Annotated in this window: 14 protein-coding genes and 1 pseudogene; 2 read left to right on the top strand and 13 right to left on the bottom strand. The window is 65.1% G+C overall.

From position 1 onward, the window contains the following. Position 1: 1 nt before the first annotated feature. From A5634_RS29400 to A5634_RS12895, 6 genes and pseudogenes are all read right to left on the bottom strand, one after another. A pseudogene (locus A5634_RS29400) lies at positions 2-79 on the bottom strand (nuclear transport factor 2 family protein); the annotation flags it as partial. Between the two features lie 9 nt (positions 80-88). Further along, entirely contained in the window at positions 89-2,014 is a 1,926-nt protein-coding gene (gene cysC, locus A5634_RS12915; RefSeq protein WP_065144445.1) for an adenylyl-sulfate kinase, read from the bottom strand. Then, positions 2,014-2,928: a sulfate adenylyltransferase subunit CysD gene (cysD, locus tag A5634_RS12910; RefSeq protein ID WP_065144444.1), complete on the bottom strand. Its 915-nt coding sequence runs from the start codon at positions 2,926-2,928 to the stop codon at positions 2,014-2,016. The genes cysC and cysD overlap by 1 nt, the downstream gene beginning before the upstream one ends. Further along, positions 2,925-3,728 carry a trehalose 2-sulfotransferase gene (gene stf0 / locus A5634_RS12905; RefSeq protein ID WP_065144443.1) on the bottom strand — a complete coding sequence of 268 codons (804 nt, stop codon included), beginning with the start codon at positions 3,726-3,728 and terminating at the stop codon, positions 2,925-2,927. The genes cysD and stf0 overlap by 4 nt, the downstream gene beginning before the upstream one ends. Positions 3,729-3,812: 84 nt before the next feature. Next, positions 3,813-4,238, bottom strand: coding sequence for a DUF4190 domain-containing protein (locus tag A5634_RS12900; RefSeq protein WP_155769518.1), 426 nt, complete (start codon positions 4,236-4,238; stop codon positions 3,813-3,815). A 48-nt stretch (positions 4,239-4,286) separates the two neighbouring features. Then, positions 4,287-5,918, bottom strand: coding sequence for a PucR family transcriptional regulator (locus A5634_RS12895; protein ID WP_065144441.1), 1,632 nt, complete (start codon positions 5,916-5,918; stop codon positions 4,287-4,289). A gap of 83 nt (positions 5,919-6,001) precedes the next feature. On the opposite strand from A5634_RS12895, the gene pruA reads away from it, so the two are divergent. Continuing rightward, the gene (gene pruA / locus A5634_RS12890) at positions 6,002-7,633 is read left to right on the top strand and encodes an L-glutamate gamma-semialdehyde dehydrogenase (RefSeq protein ID WP_065144440.1); all 1,632 of its coding nucleotides are present in this window, start codon (positions 6,002-6,004) and stop codon (positions 7,631-7,633) included. After that, positions 7,633-8,652 carry a proline dehydrogenase family protein gene (locus tag A5634_RS12885; RefSeq protein ID WP_155769521.1) on the top strand — a complete coding sequence of 340 codons (1,020 nt, stop codon included), beginning with the start codon at positions 7,633-7,635 and terminating at the stop codon, positions 8,650-8,652. The genes pruA and A5634_RS12885 overlap by 1 nt, the downstream gene beginning before the upstream one ends. Before the next feature lie 23 nt (positions 8,653-8,675). Here the strand turns inward: A5634_RS12885 and A5634_RS12880 are convergent, their stop codons facing one another. The 7 genes from A5634_RS12880 to A5634_RS12850 are packed head-to-tail and all read right to left on the bottom strand — an operon-like array spanning position 8,676 to position 14,174. Next, entirely contained in the window at positions 8,676-9,293 is a 618-nt protein-coding gene (locus A5634_RS12880) for a TetR/AcrR family transcriptional regulator (protein WP_065144438.1), read from the bottom strand. A gap of 8 nt (positions 9,294-9,301) precedes the next feature. Next, on the bottom strand, positions 9,302-10,471 hold the full coding sequence (locus tag A5634_RS12875) for a lipid-transfer protein (RefSeq protein WP_065144437.1): 1,170 nt from the start codon (positions 10,469-10,471) through the stop codon (positions 9,302-9,304). Next, complete coding sequence (locus A5634_RS12870; RefSeq protein ID WP_065144436.1) at positions 10,471-10,923, bottom strand: MaoC family dehydratase; 453 nt, start codon at positions 10,921-10,923, stop codon at positions 10,471-10,473. Before A5634_RS12870 ends, A5634_RS12875 begins: the two co-directional genes overlap by 1 nt. Then, positions 10,923-12,026, bottom strand: a complete 1,104-nt coding sequence (locus tag A5634_RS12865; protein WP_065144435.1) for an acyl-CoA dehydrogenase family protein — start codon at positions 12,024-12,026, stop codon at positions 10,923-10,925. Before A5634_RS12865 ends, A5634_RS12870 begins: the two co-directional genes overlap by 1 nt. A 2-nt stretch (positions 12,027-12,028) precedes the next feature. Continuing rightward, positions 12,029-12,427 carry a Zn-ribbon domain-containing OB-fold protein gene (locus tag A5634_RS12860; protein ID WP_065144434.1) on the bottom strand — a complete coding sequence of 133 codons (399 nt, stop codon included), beginning with the start codon at positions 12,425-12,427 and terminating at the stop codon, positions 12,029-12,031. Continuing rightward, positions 12,427-12,972 carry an FAS1-like dehydratase domain-containing protein gene (locus A5634_RS12855; protein ID WP_065144433.1) on the bottom strand — a complete coding sequence of 182 codons (546 nt, stop codon included), beginning with the start codon at positions 12,970-12,972 and terminating at the stop codon, positions 12,427-12,429. Before A5634_RS12855 ends, A5634_RS12860 begins: the two co-directional genes overlap by 1 nt. Beyond that, the gene (locus tag A5634_RS12850) at positions 12,969-14,174 is read right to left on the bottom strand and encodes an acyl-CoA dehydrogenase family protein (protein WP_065144432.1); all 1,206 of its coding nucleotides are present in this window, start codon (positions 14,172-14,174) and stop codon (positions 12,969-12,971) included. The genes A5634_RS12855 and A5634_RS12850 overlap by 4 nt, the downstream gene beginning before the upstream one ends.

Genomic DNA, 14,174 nt, shown 5'->3' with positions numbered 1-14,174 from the left:
ACAGGGTCCAGACGCCATCGCGGCGCTCGAGGTGGTCGAGATAGCGCCCACCCATCAAGGAGACGACCTTGCCGTTTTTGACCGTTGGTCAGTGCGACCGGCGCGGACTACGTTCGTCGAGCAACCTGATGACTTGAGCCACCAACTCGTCGATGTCCGCGCCGGTGGTGTCGAGCACGAGGTCCGGGTTTTCCGGTGCCTCGTAAGGCGCGTCGACACCCGTCAGACCCTTGAGCTCGCCCTTGCGGGCGCGTGCGTAAAGGCCCTTGGGATCACGCTTTTCGCATTCTTCGAGCGAGGTTGCGACGTGCACTTCGATGAACGGCAACTTTGCGGCATCGTTGAGGGCGCGCGCGGTCTCGCGGTCCGACTTCAGCGGCGACACCAGTGAGGCCAGCGCGACCACGCCCGCATCAGCCAGCAGGCGCGTCAAATGACCTACCCGCCTGATGTTTTCGGTGCGATCGCCGGGCGAGAAGCCCAAATCGTCGGACAGTCCGTGGCGCAGGTTGTCACCGTCGAGCAGATACGCCACCCGACCGGTTTCCACGAGTGCCCGTTCTACCGCGACCGCGACCGTTGACTTGCCGGAGGCCGGCAGGCCGGTGAACCAGATGGTCGCACCCGACTGCTCGGTGGCCTTCCAACGGTGTTTGCGGTCCAGGGCCGATGGGTGCCAACGGATGTCGCTGCGCGAATGGGTACCAGGCTTGACTTCGCGGGCCTCGATGATGGTGCCTGCGCCGACGGTGTCGTTGCTGGCTTCGTCGATCAGGATGAACGAGCCGCTATCGCGGTTGTCGACGTAGGGATCGGCGATGACGACAGAGCTGGTTCGCAATGTCACAGTGCCAATGTCGTTGAGCGTCAGTTCGACTGGCTGGTCGAGTTCGTCGAGGGTTTCGGGGTCCAGCCGCGAGTGCAGTTCTTGAACGGTGGCCCGCACCGTCTTGGTGGTTTGCTTGAGCGCCAATCGGTCGCCGGCGCGCAATGGGGAGTCGATAAACCAGCAGACTGTTGCGTCGATCTCCCGGGCCAGCACCGGGTGCACCGCATCGTCGGCGCCGCGCACCAGGACATCACCGCGGCCCACGTCGATGTCGTCGGCGAGTTCGATCGAAACCGACAGTGGCGTAACCGCTGTGGTCCGGCCGTCGTCGAGGGTGTCTAACGAAGTCACTTCCGAACGCGTGCCGGCAGGTAGCGATACCACCGGATCGCCGACGCTGAGCGTCCCGGCCGCCAGCCGCCCGGTGTAGCGCCGGCGCACGTTCTCGGTCGGCCGCGACACCCACTGCACCGGCAGTCGCAGTCGCGACGCCTCGGCGTTTGGCGCGGCGAGTTCCACGTTCTCGAGGTACTCGAGCAGAGTCGGTCCCTCGTACCACGGGGTCCGTTCAGAGCTGTGCACCACGTTGTCCCCGTGCTTGGCGGCGATCGGGATCACCTTGATGTCGACCTCGCCCAGCCGCCCCGCTACCTGGCTCAGCTGTTCCTCGACCTCGGCGAACTTGCCGCGGTCGAAGTCGATTAGGTCGATCTTGTTCACCGCCGCCACAAAGTGCTTGATGCCCAACAACTTTGCGATTCGGGCATGCCTGCGGGTCTGGCGCAGCACGCCGGCGCGCGCATCCACAAGCAGGATCGCGACGTGGGCGTTGGAGGCACCGGTGAACATGTTGCGGGTGTAGCGCTCATGGCCGGGCGTATCGGCCAGGATGTAGCTGCGAGTCTCGGTGGAAAAGAATCGGTAGGCGACGTCGATGGTGATGCCCTGCTCGCGTTCGGCACGCAGTCCATCGGAAAGCGCGGCCAAGTCGGCGACGCCCTCCTCGTCGGTGACCGCCTCCAGGTGGTCCAACGGCAGGCTGTCGGTGTCGTGCAACAGCCGTCCGATCAGGGTGCTCTTGCCGTCGTCCACCGAACCCGCGGTGGTGATGCGCAACAACTGACGCGTTACGCCCCTGGGGTGCAAGATCTTTTCCACCTTGCCGGTCTTTTCGGAGGTGGTCATCAGAAGTAGCCCTCTCGCTTGCGGTCTTCCATCGCGGCCGCCGAGGTGCGGTCATCGGCGCGCGTCTCACCGCGCTCGGACACCGTGGCCGCCGATATTTCGACGATGACGCCGGTGATGTCGGTGGCCTCGGAACGCACCGCCCCGGTGATGGTCAGGTCGCCGACGGTGCGATATCGCACCCATTCGACGGCCGCGGTTTCACCATTCTGCGGCGTGGCATATTCCGACACCGCCAGCAGAATGCCGTCGCGCTCGAACACCTCTCGCTCATGCGCGTAGTAAATCGACGGGATCTCCAGGCCTTCGAGCTCGATGTAACGCCAGATATCGAGTTCGGTCCAGTTGCTTAGCGGAAACACCCGGACCTGTTCGCCCTTCTTGATCCGGCCGTTGTAGAGGGTCCACGGCTCGGGGCGCTGAGCACGTGGGTCCCATTGACCGAATTCGTCGCGGAAGCTCAGAATCCGTTCCTTTGCGCGGGCGCGTTCCTCGTCGCGGCGGGCGCCGCCGAACGCCGCGTCGAAGCCGCCTTCTTCCAGTGCGTCGAGCAGGGTGCGGGTCTGGGCGCGGTTGCGCGAAGCAGTGGGACCGGGATCGGGCACTCGGCCCTTGTCGATCGATTCCTGGACCGAGGCCACTATCAGCTTGTGTCCCTCACCGGTGACCCGGCGGTCCCGGAACTCGATCACTTCGGGAAAGTTGTGCCCGGTGTCCACGTGCATGACTGGAAACGGTAGTGGTAGCGGCCGGAATGCCTTCTCCGCCAAGCGAAGTAACACTATCGAGTCTTTACCGGCCGAAAACAGCAACACCGGGCGTTCCAGTTCGGCGACGACCTCGCGGATGATGTGCACCGCCTCTGCTTCCAGCAGGCGCAGCTCGTCGACGTGCAGTGTGTTGGTCGCGGTCACGTTGGTAGGCCTTCCTTTTCGGCATCCACCCGATAGCGGTCCACCCACTCATCGGAACGCTGGTCGGCCTGCCGCTGTAGCACCGGCTCCGGTGCCTGCCGCCGGTCCAGCCCCAACTGTTCCAGAATGTCGCCCACCACCTGAGTCAGGTTGCGCCACAACACCGGATAGGAGATCTCGATCGGTTTGACGTTCTCTTCCTCGAACCAGGCCTGCCAGCCTGCCTCTTGCGCCTGCAACATCTTGACGACGTGAGCAATCGCGCCCGCGTGGTAAGTGGCACGCGCGTCGCGGACCGGGTCGGGCCTGCCCCGCCACACCCGCGTCTGCACGGCGCGCCAAAACGACACCGCCTGCGAGACCACATCGGGCCGGTGGATATGGATGAGCAGTGGGTCCTCACCAACGACGTCGCGGATCGCGGCCAGCAATCCCTCACCCGATCGCTCTTCGAGTCCAGACACCCGATCCAGCAGCAGCGGCGTCTGGTTCCACATCAACTTGCCGCCCCACACGCCGTTGGGAGTGCGCCCGACGGTGCGGATGTAGTCACGCCAGATCTCAGGCGGTGCCAGGTCGGGCTTTCCCTCGTCGAGTGGGTCCAACAGGCTCAGTATCGATTCGTCCTCAACGCCGGCAAACCACTCCCGAGGTTGGGGCGACTGACTGGTGGTGGGCAAGTATTGGAAAAACTCCTGCGGCTCACCGGCCACGCCGGTCGCGCGCAGCGATTCGACCAGCAGCGTACTGCCGCTGCGCTGCGATGCCAGCACTAGATATGACGACGGGTGATCGGCCACCCACGCAGCCTAACCGCACGGAAATCCGCTGCAACACTTACAGTTACCATCACCCTGAGAAAAACTATTGCGCACGCGCCAACTTCAGGCGACCAGGTCAGCGGGATGGCTATCGCTGATGATTACTATCGCCGTTGCCGGCGCGGAACTATTGGAATGGTCGTCGGTGACCAGCCCGATGATGAGGGCGATCAGGAAAATGCCAAATGTCGCCAGACTGATCACGATTCCGGCTATCGCCAAACCGCGACCGCCGTCACCGGTTCGCTTGATCTGGCTGAGGCCGATGAAACCGAAAATCAGCCCTAAAACGGCCCCCAGGCCGCAGGTGATAAATCCGGTTATCGAAGCGATAAGCGCGGCAAGCGCCATCGCGTTGGTGCTGGGCCCGTAGTTCTGCGGCGGCGGTGGGTAACCGTAGCCGCCATAACCGCCGGGCGGCGGGGGATACCCGGACCCGCCGGGCGGCGGGCCCGGATACGGCGGCGGGTAAGGCGGTTGGTCCGTCATGGGTACCTCCACACGTCGCGACCAGCGGGTAGTAGCTGGATCGAGCGATTAGAGCTTACCCCCGGCCGGGCCCCCCGGGCGAGAAGCAGCCGCTCCCACTACCCGCAATCCGAGCGAAAACACAAGTCGCACATCGGGATCGGCGAACGAAGTGGATAACAGGCGCTCAATTCGCCGCACCCGATAGCGAATCGTGTTGGGATGCACCTGCAACCGGGTGGCGGCGGCGCCGATGTCGCCGAAGCAATCCAGGTATGCCCGCAGGGTGTCGACCAGAACCGGATCTTTCGCGCACAAGTCATGTATCCGTGGGTCGACCAGGCGCTCGTCCGCACTCACCAGGGCGACGATCTCGTCCAGCAAGACCGTGGTGCGCGCCTCGGCTAGCGAGGTCACCTGTCCGATCGCGACAGGGTGGCGTCCGGCGCTATCCAGCACGCGATCCACCTCGAGGCGAGCCGCTGCCACCGCGGCCAGGCCGGTGACCGGAGCCGCGATAGCCGCGCGCAAACCGACATTCAACTCCGTACGCAGCGCACTGATCGTGCCGCGGACCCAGGACGCGACCGATCGGGATTTCGCGATCTGCGGGAGCAGCACGTACACCCGTCGACCGTGCGATGCCACTTGGGCATCATGCCGAAAAGCGCTGGCGCTCAACGCTAAGACCTCGCCGAGTCGGGGGTGAGGGTCGGAGCTGCCGACGGTGTCCCAGCCGATCAGTGCGCCGGTGGCCGCCACGGGCAGGCTGAGTTCGCGGGCGATCGCGGCGACGTCACCCGCGTCGGCCTGGCCCAGCCCGAGCAACTGTTGCACCCGCCGGGCGTGCGTCGACGGACGAGCCGCCAAGCGGGCTATGATCCGCGCCGCCAGCACGGCGGCGCCGCGCAGTATCTCCTCGGCGTCCTCAGCCAACGGCCGGGCGCCCTGCTGCACCCAAATCGCGCCGACGAAATCCGGGATGCGCGGCGGACCGGATTGATGGATGCCAATCGCCAGCCGCGGACGTAGTCCCAGCTCGGGACGCTCGGCGACACGCACCGCCGCATCGCCGGCCCGCAACGCGTCGAAGATGCCCCACTGACCGATCCATTGCAGATGCTCAGGTGGCCCGGCGCGGCCCAGGATGGACAGCCGACGCAACTCGTCGGCCTCGTCATTGGAGGCCGAATACGCCAGCACATGTGACTGGGCGTCTTCGATGCTGACCATTCCATGGATGCGCTCGGCCAACGACTGCGCCAGACCGAACAGGTCGGTGCCGGAGTCCTCCTGCGGGTCCGCCGGGTCGCCGTGATGTTCCAAAACGTGGTTGACCAGCTGGTATATCCGCTCCCAGCGGGCCTGCGGTTCGACTGCGACCACCGCCGAACCGGCTTGCGCCGCGCGCGCCACCAGTGCGTCAGTCGGCTCCTTGACGAAGATGGCCACCGGAGCCTGCACCGGGGATCTGCCCGGGCCGCCGACCCAGCGCACCGCCTCCCAGTCGGTGACTCCGAGCAGAAAGAACACGTCGGCCGAGCCCGCGGCCGGCGCCAGCCCCAGCCGAATGTCGTCGGAATCGATCAACGCCGCCGTCGCCACCGCAAGATCCAGGCCGCGCGGTGCGGCAACCAGATTCACCATGGTCGCGTCCAGGGCGAGCAGCAACTGTCCCAGTCCGACACCGGGTGCTCGCATATTGTTCGATCCTACTAGGAAGAGCGGTTGATGTTGTCGAATCAGCCAACTCATCGCTGGTGCGCGATGGGCATCCTGGCTGCATGGACGCCATCACCGCGGTACCGATGCCCGCCAACGAACCGGTCCACGACTACGCGCCCGGTTCGCCCGAACGCAGCCGGTTGCGCGCCGAACTGACCGCACTGGCCGACCACCCGATCGACCTGCCGCACGTCATCGCGGGCAAGCACCAAATGGGCGGCGGCGAACGAATCGACGTCGTGCAGCCGCATCGGCATGCCGCGAAACTCGGCACCTTGACCAACGCGAGGTACGAGGACGCGTCCGCGGCAGTCGAGGCCGCGATGGCCGCGAGAAGCACGTGGGCTCAGACGCCCTCCGACGAACGCGCCGCGGTATTCCTGCGCGCGGCCGACCTGCTGGCCGGACCGTGGCGGGAGAAGATCGCGGCCGCCACCATGCTGGGGCAATCCAAATCGGTGTACCAAGCCGAGATCGACGCGCCGTGCGAGCAGGTCGACTTCTGGCGATTCAACGTAGCGTTCGCCCGACAAATCCTCGCCCAGCAGCCGATCAGCGGTCCGGGGGAGTGGAACCGCAGTGACTACCGACCGCTGGACGGTTTCGTCTACGCCATCACCCCCTTCAACTTCACCTCGATTGCGGCCAACCTGCCCACCGCGCCGGCGCTGATGGGCAACACCGTGGTGTGGAAGCCGTCGATCACCCAGACCCTGTCGGCGTATCTGACCATGCAACTGCTCGAGGACGCGGGGTTGCCACCCGGCGTGATCAATCTGGTCACCGGTGATGGGCTGGACGTGTCGGATGTGGCGCTGAGCGACCCGCGGCTGGCCGGTATTCACTTCACCGGATCCACCTCCACCTTCCAACAACTATGGCAACGGGTCGGCACCAATATCGGCCGCTACCACAGCTATCCGCGGCTGGTCGGCGAGACGGGCGGCAAGGACTTCGTGGTCGCTCACGCTTCAGCACGCCCGGATGTGTTGCGCACGGCGCTGATTCGCGGCGCGTTCGACTACCAGGGCCAGAAGTGCTCGGCGGCGTCGCGGGCGTTCATCGCCCGTTCGGTGTGGCAACGAATGGGCGACGACTTCCTCGGCGCCGCAGCCGATTTGCGCTACGGCGACGTCACCGACCTGTCCAACTTCGGCGGTGCGCTGATCGACCGACGCGCGTTCGTCAAGAACGTCGATGCGATCGAGCGAGCCAAGGGTGCGGCCGGGATCACCATCGCCGTCGGCGGCGAATACGACGACAACGAAGGGTATTTCGTCCGTCCCACGGTCCTATTGTCCGACGACCCAACCGACGAGGCGTTCGCCACCGAATACTTCGGGCCGCTGCTGTCGGTGCACGTCTACCCCGACGACCAATACGACCGGATCCTCGAAGTCGTCGACACCGGATCCCGATATGCGTTGACCGGCGCGGTGATTGCCGATGATCGCGCGGCCGTGCTGAGCGCCCAGCAGCGTCTGCGGTTCGCGGCGGGCAACTTCTATGTCAACGACAAACCGACCGGCGCCGTGGTCGGCCGTCAACCGTTCGGGGGTTCCCGCGGGTCGGGCACCAATGACAAAGCCGGGTCGGCGCTGAACCTGTTGCGCTGGACCTCGGCACGCACCATCAAGGAGACGTTCGTCGCCGCCACTGACCACAACTACCCGCACATGGAACCCGAATGATTGCCGGCCTGTTCGCCCACACCGTGCGACCAATGCTGCTCGCCGCTGGCCGGGCGGACAGGCTGCGCCGCATTGTCGAGCGCGCACCGGTGACGCGCCGGGTCGTGCGCAGGTTCGTACCCGGGGATTCACTTGACGATGTGCTGAGAAGCATTGCTATACTGCGTGATTCGGGTCGCTACGTCAGCATCGACTACCTGGGGGAAAACGTTACGGATGCCGACGGCGCTGACGCTACCGTGCAGACCTACCTGTCCCTGCTCGATGCGCTGAGCAGACGGGAGGACGCCGTTGGCGATGGTGTGCGACCGCTGGAGGTGTCGTGCAAGCTCTCCGCACTGGGGCAGGCGCTGGATCGCGACGGTCAAAAGATTGCGTTGGACAACGCACGAACCATCTGTGCACGGGCGGCCGAGGTCGGTGTCTGGGTGACGGTGGACGCCGAGGATCACACCACCACCGATTCGACGCTGTCGATATCGGGCGATCTGCGGGTCGACTTCCCTTGGCTCGGAACGGTTGTGCAGGCCTACCTGCGGCGTGCGGTGGGCGACTGTGCCGAACTCGCGACGGTGGGCGCGCGGGTCCGGTTGTGCAAGGGCGCCTACGACGAACCCGGGTCGGTCGCACATCGGGACGGTGACGAGATCACCGAGTCGTACCTGCGTTGCCTGCGGCTGCTGACGGCGGGCCGCGGTTATCCCATGGTGGCCACGCACGACCCGGTGATTATCGACGCCACCGCACATCTGGCTCGCGAATCCTGCTTTAGTGCAGCTGATTTCGAATATCAGATGTTGTACGGCATTCGCGACGACGAGCAGCTGCGGTTGGCGGAGGCCGGCAACCAGGTGCGGGTGTATGTGCCGTTCGGCACCCAGTGGTACGGGTACTTCACGCGGCGGTTAGCCGAACGCCCGGCAAACCTGGGGTTCTTCCTGCGGGCACTGGCCGAACGTCAGAAGAGCTACGCGCCGAGTGTGAATTTCACGACGCGACGCGCCGATCGACCGTCATAGGAGTCACGCTGGGCGCCCAAGGGCTAAGTAGCGCGCCGTGACGGGCCGCGCCCCGGCCGATCGCTGGCGAAGCCACGGACCGCGTGCGTGCGCACGAAGTCCGCGACGACATCCGGATCGTCAAGATCCATGGTCGACGACGGAGTGCTGAACAGCGAGAACAAGATTCGCGCGAACCACTCACCGGCGGGCGCGACGTCGAGGTCCTTGCGAACCTCGCCGGTGAGTTTGGCCGCGGACAAATAGGGCGCCAGGAAGTCGACGCACTCACGCAGCAGTACGCCGGCGTCCTTGGTCAGCAGCAAGCTGATCGCGTCCTCGTCGAAGTACTCCTCGGAGGCGATTGCGCGGCGCGCCTGGGCAACGAATACCGCTGCGTTGGCCAGCTTCTCCTCCAACGAAGTGCCGCCGGCCATGGCCCGTGACATCTCCCGGTAGAACTGCTCAGAGGCGTGTTCGGCGCAGGCTTCCAGGATGGCGCCCTTGTCGCGGAAGTATTCGTAGATGGTGCTGCGCGAGACGTTCGCCTCCCGGGCGATGTCGACGATCGTCGCTTTCAACAGACCATGCTTGCGAAAGCAGGCGTATGCGGCGTCCAGGATGAGTTCGCGGGTGTCGCTCGACGTCGAAGCCTGGGTCATGACTGCGCCTAATCAGCCCCAGTGAGAATTAAGCCGCTGGTGGGGACACCGGTCCCCGAGGTGACCAGCACGTGCTCGACGTTGGTGACCTGGTTGTGCGAGGTGCCACGAACCTGGCGCACCCCCTCGGTGATGCCGTTCATGCCGTGGATGTATGCCTCGCCGAGCAGGCCGCCGTTGGTGTTGATCGGAAACTCGCCGCCCAGCGAGAGACGCTCGATGGTGGCGAAGTCCTTAGCCTCCCCAGGCCCGCAGAATCCGAGTTCTTCAAGCTGAGTGAAGACGAATGGCGTGAAATGGTCGTAGATGAAGGCGGTTTGGATATCGGTTGGTTTGAGGCCGGAATCGCGCCATAGGCGATCGCCGACCACGCGCATCTCGGGCAGGCCGGTGATGTCGTCGCGGTAGTAGCTGGTCATCATCTCGCCGTTGGCTGCCGCGCCCTGGGCGGCCGCGGCGATGATCGCCGGCGGCTGGCGCAGGTCGCGCGCCCGCTCGGCGCTGGTTACCACCAAGGCGACCCCGCCGTCGCTCTCCTGGCAGCAGTCCAGCAGCCGCAGCACCGGTTCGATGATCCAGCGCGAGTTCTGATGGTCTGCCAACGTGATTGGCCGTTCGTAGAACCACGCGTCGGGGTTTCGGGCGGCGTGCGCGCGGTCGACGACGGCGATGCGACCGAAGTCCTCGTTGGTGACGCCGTAGGTCGACATGTACCGCTGCGCGTGCAGCGCTACCCAGGCGGCCGGGGTGATCAAGCCGAATGGAGCGTAATGCGCCATGAACAACGGGGTTTGGGCGCTGGTACGCCCGCTGCCGCCGAACCGGAAGCCGGACCGCTCGTTGAAGGCGCGCCAGCACACCACCACGTCCGCGACTCCAGTCGCCACGGCCATCGCCGCATGCACGACGGTGCCGGCAGCGGCACCGCCGCCGTGATGGACGCGGCTGAAGAAACTCAGGTCGCCGATGCCCACATTGCGGGCGATCTCGATCTCGTCGCTGGAGTCCATGGTGAACGTGACCATGCCGTCGACGTCGCTGGGCGCCAGACCGGCGTCATCAAGCGCTGCGCTGACCGCCTCGCAGGCCAATTGCAGTTCGCTGCGGCCGGATTCCTTGGAGAACTCGGTTTGGCCGATGCCGACGATTGCCGCGGCGCCGGGCAGGGTGCTGCCCATCACTGTGCCTCGTCGAGGAGGCTGAGTATCGCGGTGCCCGAGACGTGATTGCCCAGACTGTTGGCACCTTGGAAGGTCACTTCGACGAAATTCTCCCCGTCCGCTCCGGCGGTCTTGCTCGTCACGGTACCGGTGAAGCGCAGTGGATCGTCCGGAAAGCACGGCACGCCAAGGCGAATCGAGAGTTTCTTGACCATCGCCTCGGGTCCGGCCCAGTCGGTGAGGAACCGCACGCAGTACCCGTTAGTGGTCAGGATATTCATGAATAGATTGGGCGAGCCCTGCTTGTTGGCGTAGTCGCGATCGTGATGCACCGGCATGAAGTCCCGCGAGGCAATGGCCCCCGCAACGATCATCGTTGTCGTGATTGGGATTTCGAGCGGAGTTGCCTCGTCGCCTTCGGCGATATCGTGCCAACTCAGAGTTTTGTTGCCGCGGTCGGTGGTGGTCATCAATGTCCTTCCGGGTAAGTCGCGCCGAGGCAGGCAAGCTGTTGGGTCGCCGGGCCGAGGGTGAGTTCGTTGTGCTTGGCCCACAGGAAGTAACGGTGCAGGGGGTAGGTCGTGTCGATGCCGATACCGCCGTGCACATGTTGGGCGGTGGCGGCAACGCGTGCGCCGGCTTCGGCGGCCCAGAACTTGGCGATGCGGGCTGCCCGATCGGCCGGGCGGTCGTGGGCGACCAGCCAGGCCGCGTGCCAGGTGGTCCAACGGATCGCCTCGACATCGATGAAGCCGTCGGCCATTCGCTGCTGTACGGCCTGGAAGCTTCCGATCGGTCTGCCAAACTGCTCGCGCCCCGTGGTGTAGGTGGCGGCGATGTGCAGGGCCCGCTCCACGACGCCCAGTTGGATAGCGCACAGCGCGATTAGCGCGCGGCTATATATCGAGTCGACGTCCCCGGCCAGCCGGTCTTGATCGGAAACGGTTGCACCGTCCAGGAATACGTCGGCGTGTGGTTCCCGGTTGGTGGTCTTCGCCGGACGGATCTCCAGACCAGCGGTGTCAGCGGCGACCAAGAACAGTCCCGTCTCACCGTCTTCGGTGCGCGCCGGAATCAGCATGGTGTCGGCCAATTGGGCGGCCGGCACCAGTTCCTTGGTTCCGTCGAGTCGCCAACTCGTTCCGTCACGCGTCGCGGTGGTCGCCGGCGATCTCGGGTCAGAGCGGTGGGGCTCCGATAGTCCCGCGGTCAGAATGCATTTCCCAGCAACGACTTCCGGCAAGTACCGCTGCCGTTGTTCGGCAGTTCCGTGCCGAGCGATCGGGTCGGCGCCCAGGACCAATGTCGCATAGGCGGGTACCGCGGCGACGCTCCAGCCGACCTCGGCCAGCAGCACCCCGAGTTCCACGAAGCCGCCGCCGGTACCGCCCACCGACTCCGGCAAGGCAGTCCCCAGCAGGTCGACGGCGGCCAATTCTTTCCAGAGCGCCTCGTCGAAGCGGACCCCGCCTGCCTCGAGTTCGGCGAGCCGATCCGGATTAGCGCGGCGCTCGAAGACCTCGCGGGCGAGCTTGGAGATGGTCTCCTGCTCTTCGGTGAAGGTGAAGTCCATGGCTATGCGCTCGGTCGGAATTGATGCAGCACTAGCTCGTTATCGAAGCTCTGATAATAGATTTCGACTGCCATGCCCACCGTGACGTCGGCGGGGTCGATGTCTGTCAGGTTGGACACCAGCCGGATACCCTCCTCGAGTTCCACCAGCGCGACAACGTAGGGATAGTCGAAAAACGGCACCCTGGGTTGGTGCGGCATCACGAAGCTGTAGACGGTGCCGCGTCCAGTCGACTCGATCGCCTCCCAATCCAGCGATCGGCAGTGCGGGCACATCGGGCGCGGCGGGTGGCGTAGCGCACCGCAGCCGCCACACCGCTGGATGAGAAGCTTGTTGTCCCGCAGCCCATTCCAGAAGAATTCGGTGTCCGGGCTGATGGTCGGGGCCATTCGGGTCGCCATCAGCGCGCCGCCGGCTTGAATCGCAGCACCCGGAATCGCTGTCGGCCCAGCACCTCGCCATGCTGATCGGTGTATGTGGTGACCCAGGTCAAGAAGAAGCCCGTCCCCAATGCCGTCTTCTTCTCGTCGGAGACCGACTCGTAGACCGTCGTGGCGCTGATCAAGTCGCCCAATCGCGGATAGCGTTCTATCTCGAACTCGGAGTTGGTCGCCACCGTGCTGGTGTAGCCGGCCTCGTCCAGGAATGACGTCGGATTGGATCTGATCTCGATCGGCGCACCACCACGGTCACCGATGCCTTCGAGTTTCGGGGACGGCATCGTCCAGGTCTGCAGCATCACCGGTGGCGACACGATGCCGCCGAATCGCGACGTCGCCGCGAAATCGGGGTCAAGGTAAACGGGATTGAGGTCGGCCAGGGCGTATGCCCAGTGCCGGATCATCGGCTGATTGACGGGATCCGGTGCCACCGAGGGTTTTCCGGAACCGCCGGTCGGTTGACCGACAAGTGCCTGCAGCTTGCTCTGCAGTTGTGCGTCTGTCATTGGGTTGATCCTCCTGACTTTTCTGCGGCCCTCAAGTCGCGAGGTGCCCGCGGCATCCGCAGCCCGGCCATCGCGATGATGTCACGCTGGATTTCGTTGGCGCCGCCGCCGAAGGTGTTGATCACCGCTTGTCGGTACGCCGTTTCCAGCGCGCCGCGCAGCGGGGCATCAGCGCCGCGGCGTATCCCGTTGCCGTCGAGCACCTCCAACAGTTGTCGGGCCACCTGCTGGGTGAGTTCGGTTCCGAACACCTTGGCCGCCGACGCCTCGCCCATGTTCAGCACGCCCTTGGTCATGGCGGCATTCACCCGCAAATTGACCAGCTTGTACGCGGCGACCTGGGCCTCGACTCGCGCCAACGCGAGTTGCACCCACGGCTGGTCGATGACGCGGCCGCCGTCGAGTTCGGTTGTGCTGGCCCAGCGCAGCGTCTTCTCGAACAGCGGCTCCAGCGCGCCCAGATTGCCCAGGGCGGCGCGTTCGAAGTTGAGCTGAGTGGTGATCAGTTGCCAGCCTTGGTTTTCCTCTCCCACCAGCGCACTGGCCGGCACCCGCACGTTGTCGTAGAACGTGTAGAAAGTGGAGATGCCGGGCATGGTGTGCAGTGGCTGCCAGGAGAAGCCGGGCGAGGAGGTGGGCACGATGAGAATCGAAATGCCTTTGTGTTTCTTCACATTCGGGTCGGTGCGGGCGGCGAGCCAGATGTAGTCGGCGTAGGCGGCGCCGCTGGTGAACATCTTCTGCCCGTTGATCACATACTCGTCACCATCGCGCACTGCGGTGGTGCGCACCGATGCCAGGTCGCTACCGGCTCCCGGCTCTGAGTAGCCGATCGCGAATTCGACGCTGCCGTCCAGGATTGCGGGCAGGAACTTTTGCTTCTGCTCCTCGCTGCCGCGCTGCATCAACGTAGGACCCACCGTATTGAGCGTCACCAACGGTATCGGCGCGCCCACCCGGCGCGCCTCTTCGGAGAAGATGAACTGTTCGATCGCCGAAAAGCCCCGCCCGCCATACTCTTTAGGCCATCCGACGCCGAGCAGGTTGGCTTGTGCCAGGGCGCGGACACAGTCCCGCACGGCTGGGCCACCCTCGATCTTCTCGCCGATGGCCGCCACCCGCTCGGGCGTCATCACCTGCTCGAGCGTGGCACGCATTTCGGCGCGTAGCTGCTCCTGTTCGGGCGTGTACTCCAGTTCCAT

It is taken from the genome of Mycobacterium asiaticum, assembly GCF_001673365.1.
GTDB classification, from domain to species: domain Bacteria; phylum Actinomycetota; class Actinomycetes; order Mycobacteriales; family Mycobacteriaceae; genus Mycobacterium; species Mycobacterium asiaticum_A.
This window is presented reverse-complemented; position numbering and strand designations above follow the sequence as displayed.

What these genes read in the sequence shown, in the direction of transcription:
- cysC (WP_065144445.1), bottom strand. Translation starts at nt 2,014, where the DNA reads ATGACCACCTCCGAAAAGACCGGCAAGGTGGAAAAGATCTTGCACCCC.
- A5634_RS12900 (WP_155769518.1), bottom strand. Translation starts at nt 4,238, where the DNA reads ATGACGGACCAACCGCCTTACCCGCCGCCGTATCCGGGCCCGCCGCCC.
- A5634_RS12895 (WP_065144441.1), bottom strand. Translation starts at nt 5,918, where the DNA reads ATGCGAGCACCCGGTGTCGGACTGGGACAGTTGCTGCTCGCCCTGGAC.
- pruA (WP_065144440.1), top strand. Translation starts at nt 6,002, where the DNA reads ATGGACGCCATCACCGCGGTACCGATGCCCGCCAACGAACCGGTCCAC.
- A5634_RS12880 (WP_065144438.1), bottom strand. Translation starts at nt 9,293, where the DNA reads ATGACCCAGGCTTCGACGTCGAGCGACACCCGCGAACTCATCCTGGAC.
- A5634_RS12875 (WP_065144437.1), bottom strand. Translation starts at nt 10,471, where the DNA reads ATGGGCAGCACCCTGCCCGGCGCCGCGGCAATCGTCGGCATCGGCCAA.
- A5634_RS12870 (WP_065144436.1), bottom strand. Translation starts at nt 10,923, where the DNA reads ATGACCACCACCGACCGCGGCAACAAAACTCTGAGTTGGCACGATATC.
- A5634_RS12865 (WP_065144435.1), bottom strand. Translation starts at nt 12,026, where the DNA reads ATGGACTTCACCTTCACCGAAGAGCAGGAGACCATCTCCAAGCTCGCC.
- A5634_RS12860 (WP_065144434.1), bottom strand. Translation starts at nt 12,427, where the DNA reads ATGGCGACCCGAATGGCCCCGACCATCAGCCCGGACACCGAATTCTTC.
- A5634_RS12855 (WP_065144433.1), bottom strand. Translation starts at nt 12,972, where the DNA reads ATGACAGACGCACAACTGCAGAGCAAGCTGCAGGCACTTGTCGGTCAA.
- A5634_RS12850 (WP_065144432.1), bottom strand. Translation starts at nt 14,174, where the DNA reads ATGGAACTGGAGTACACGCCCGAACAGGAGCAGCTACGCGCCGAAATG.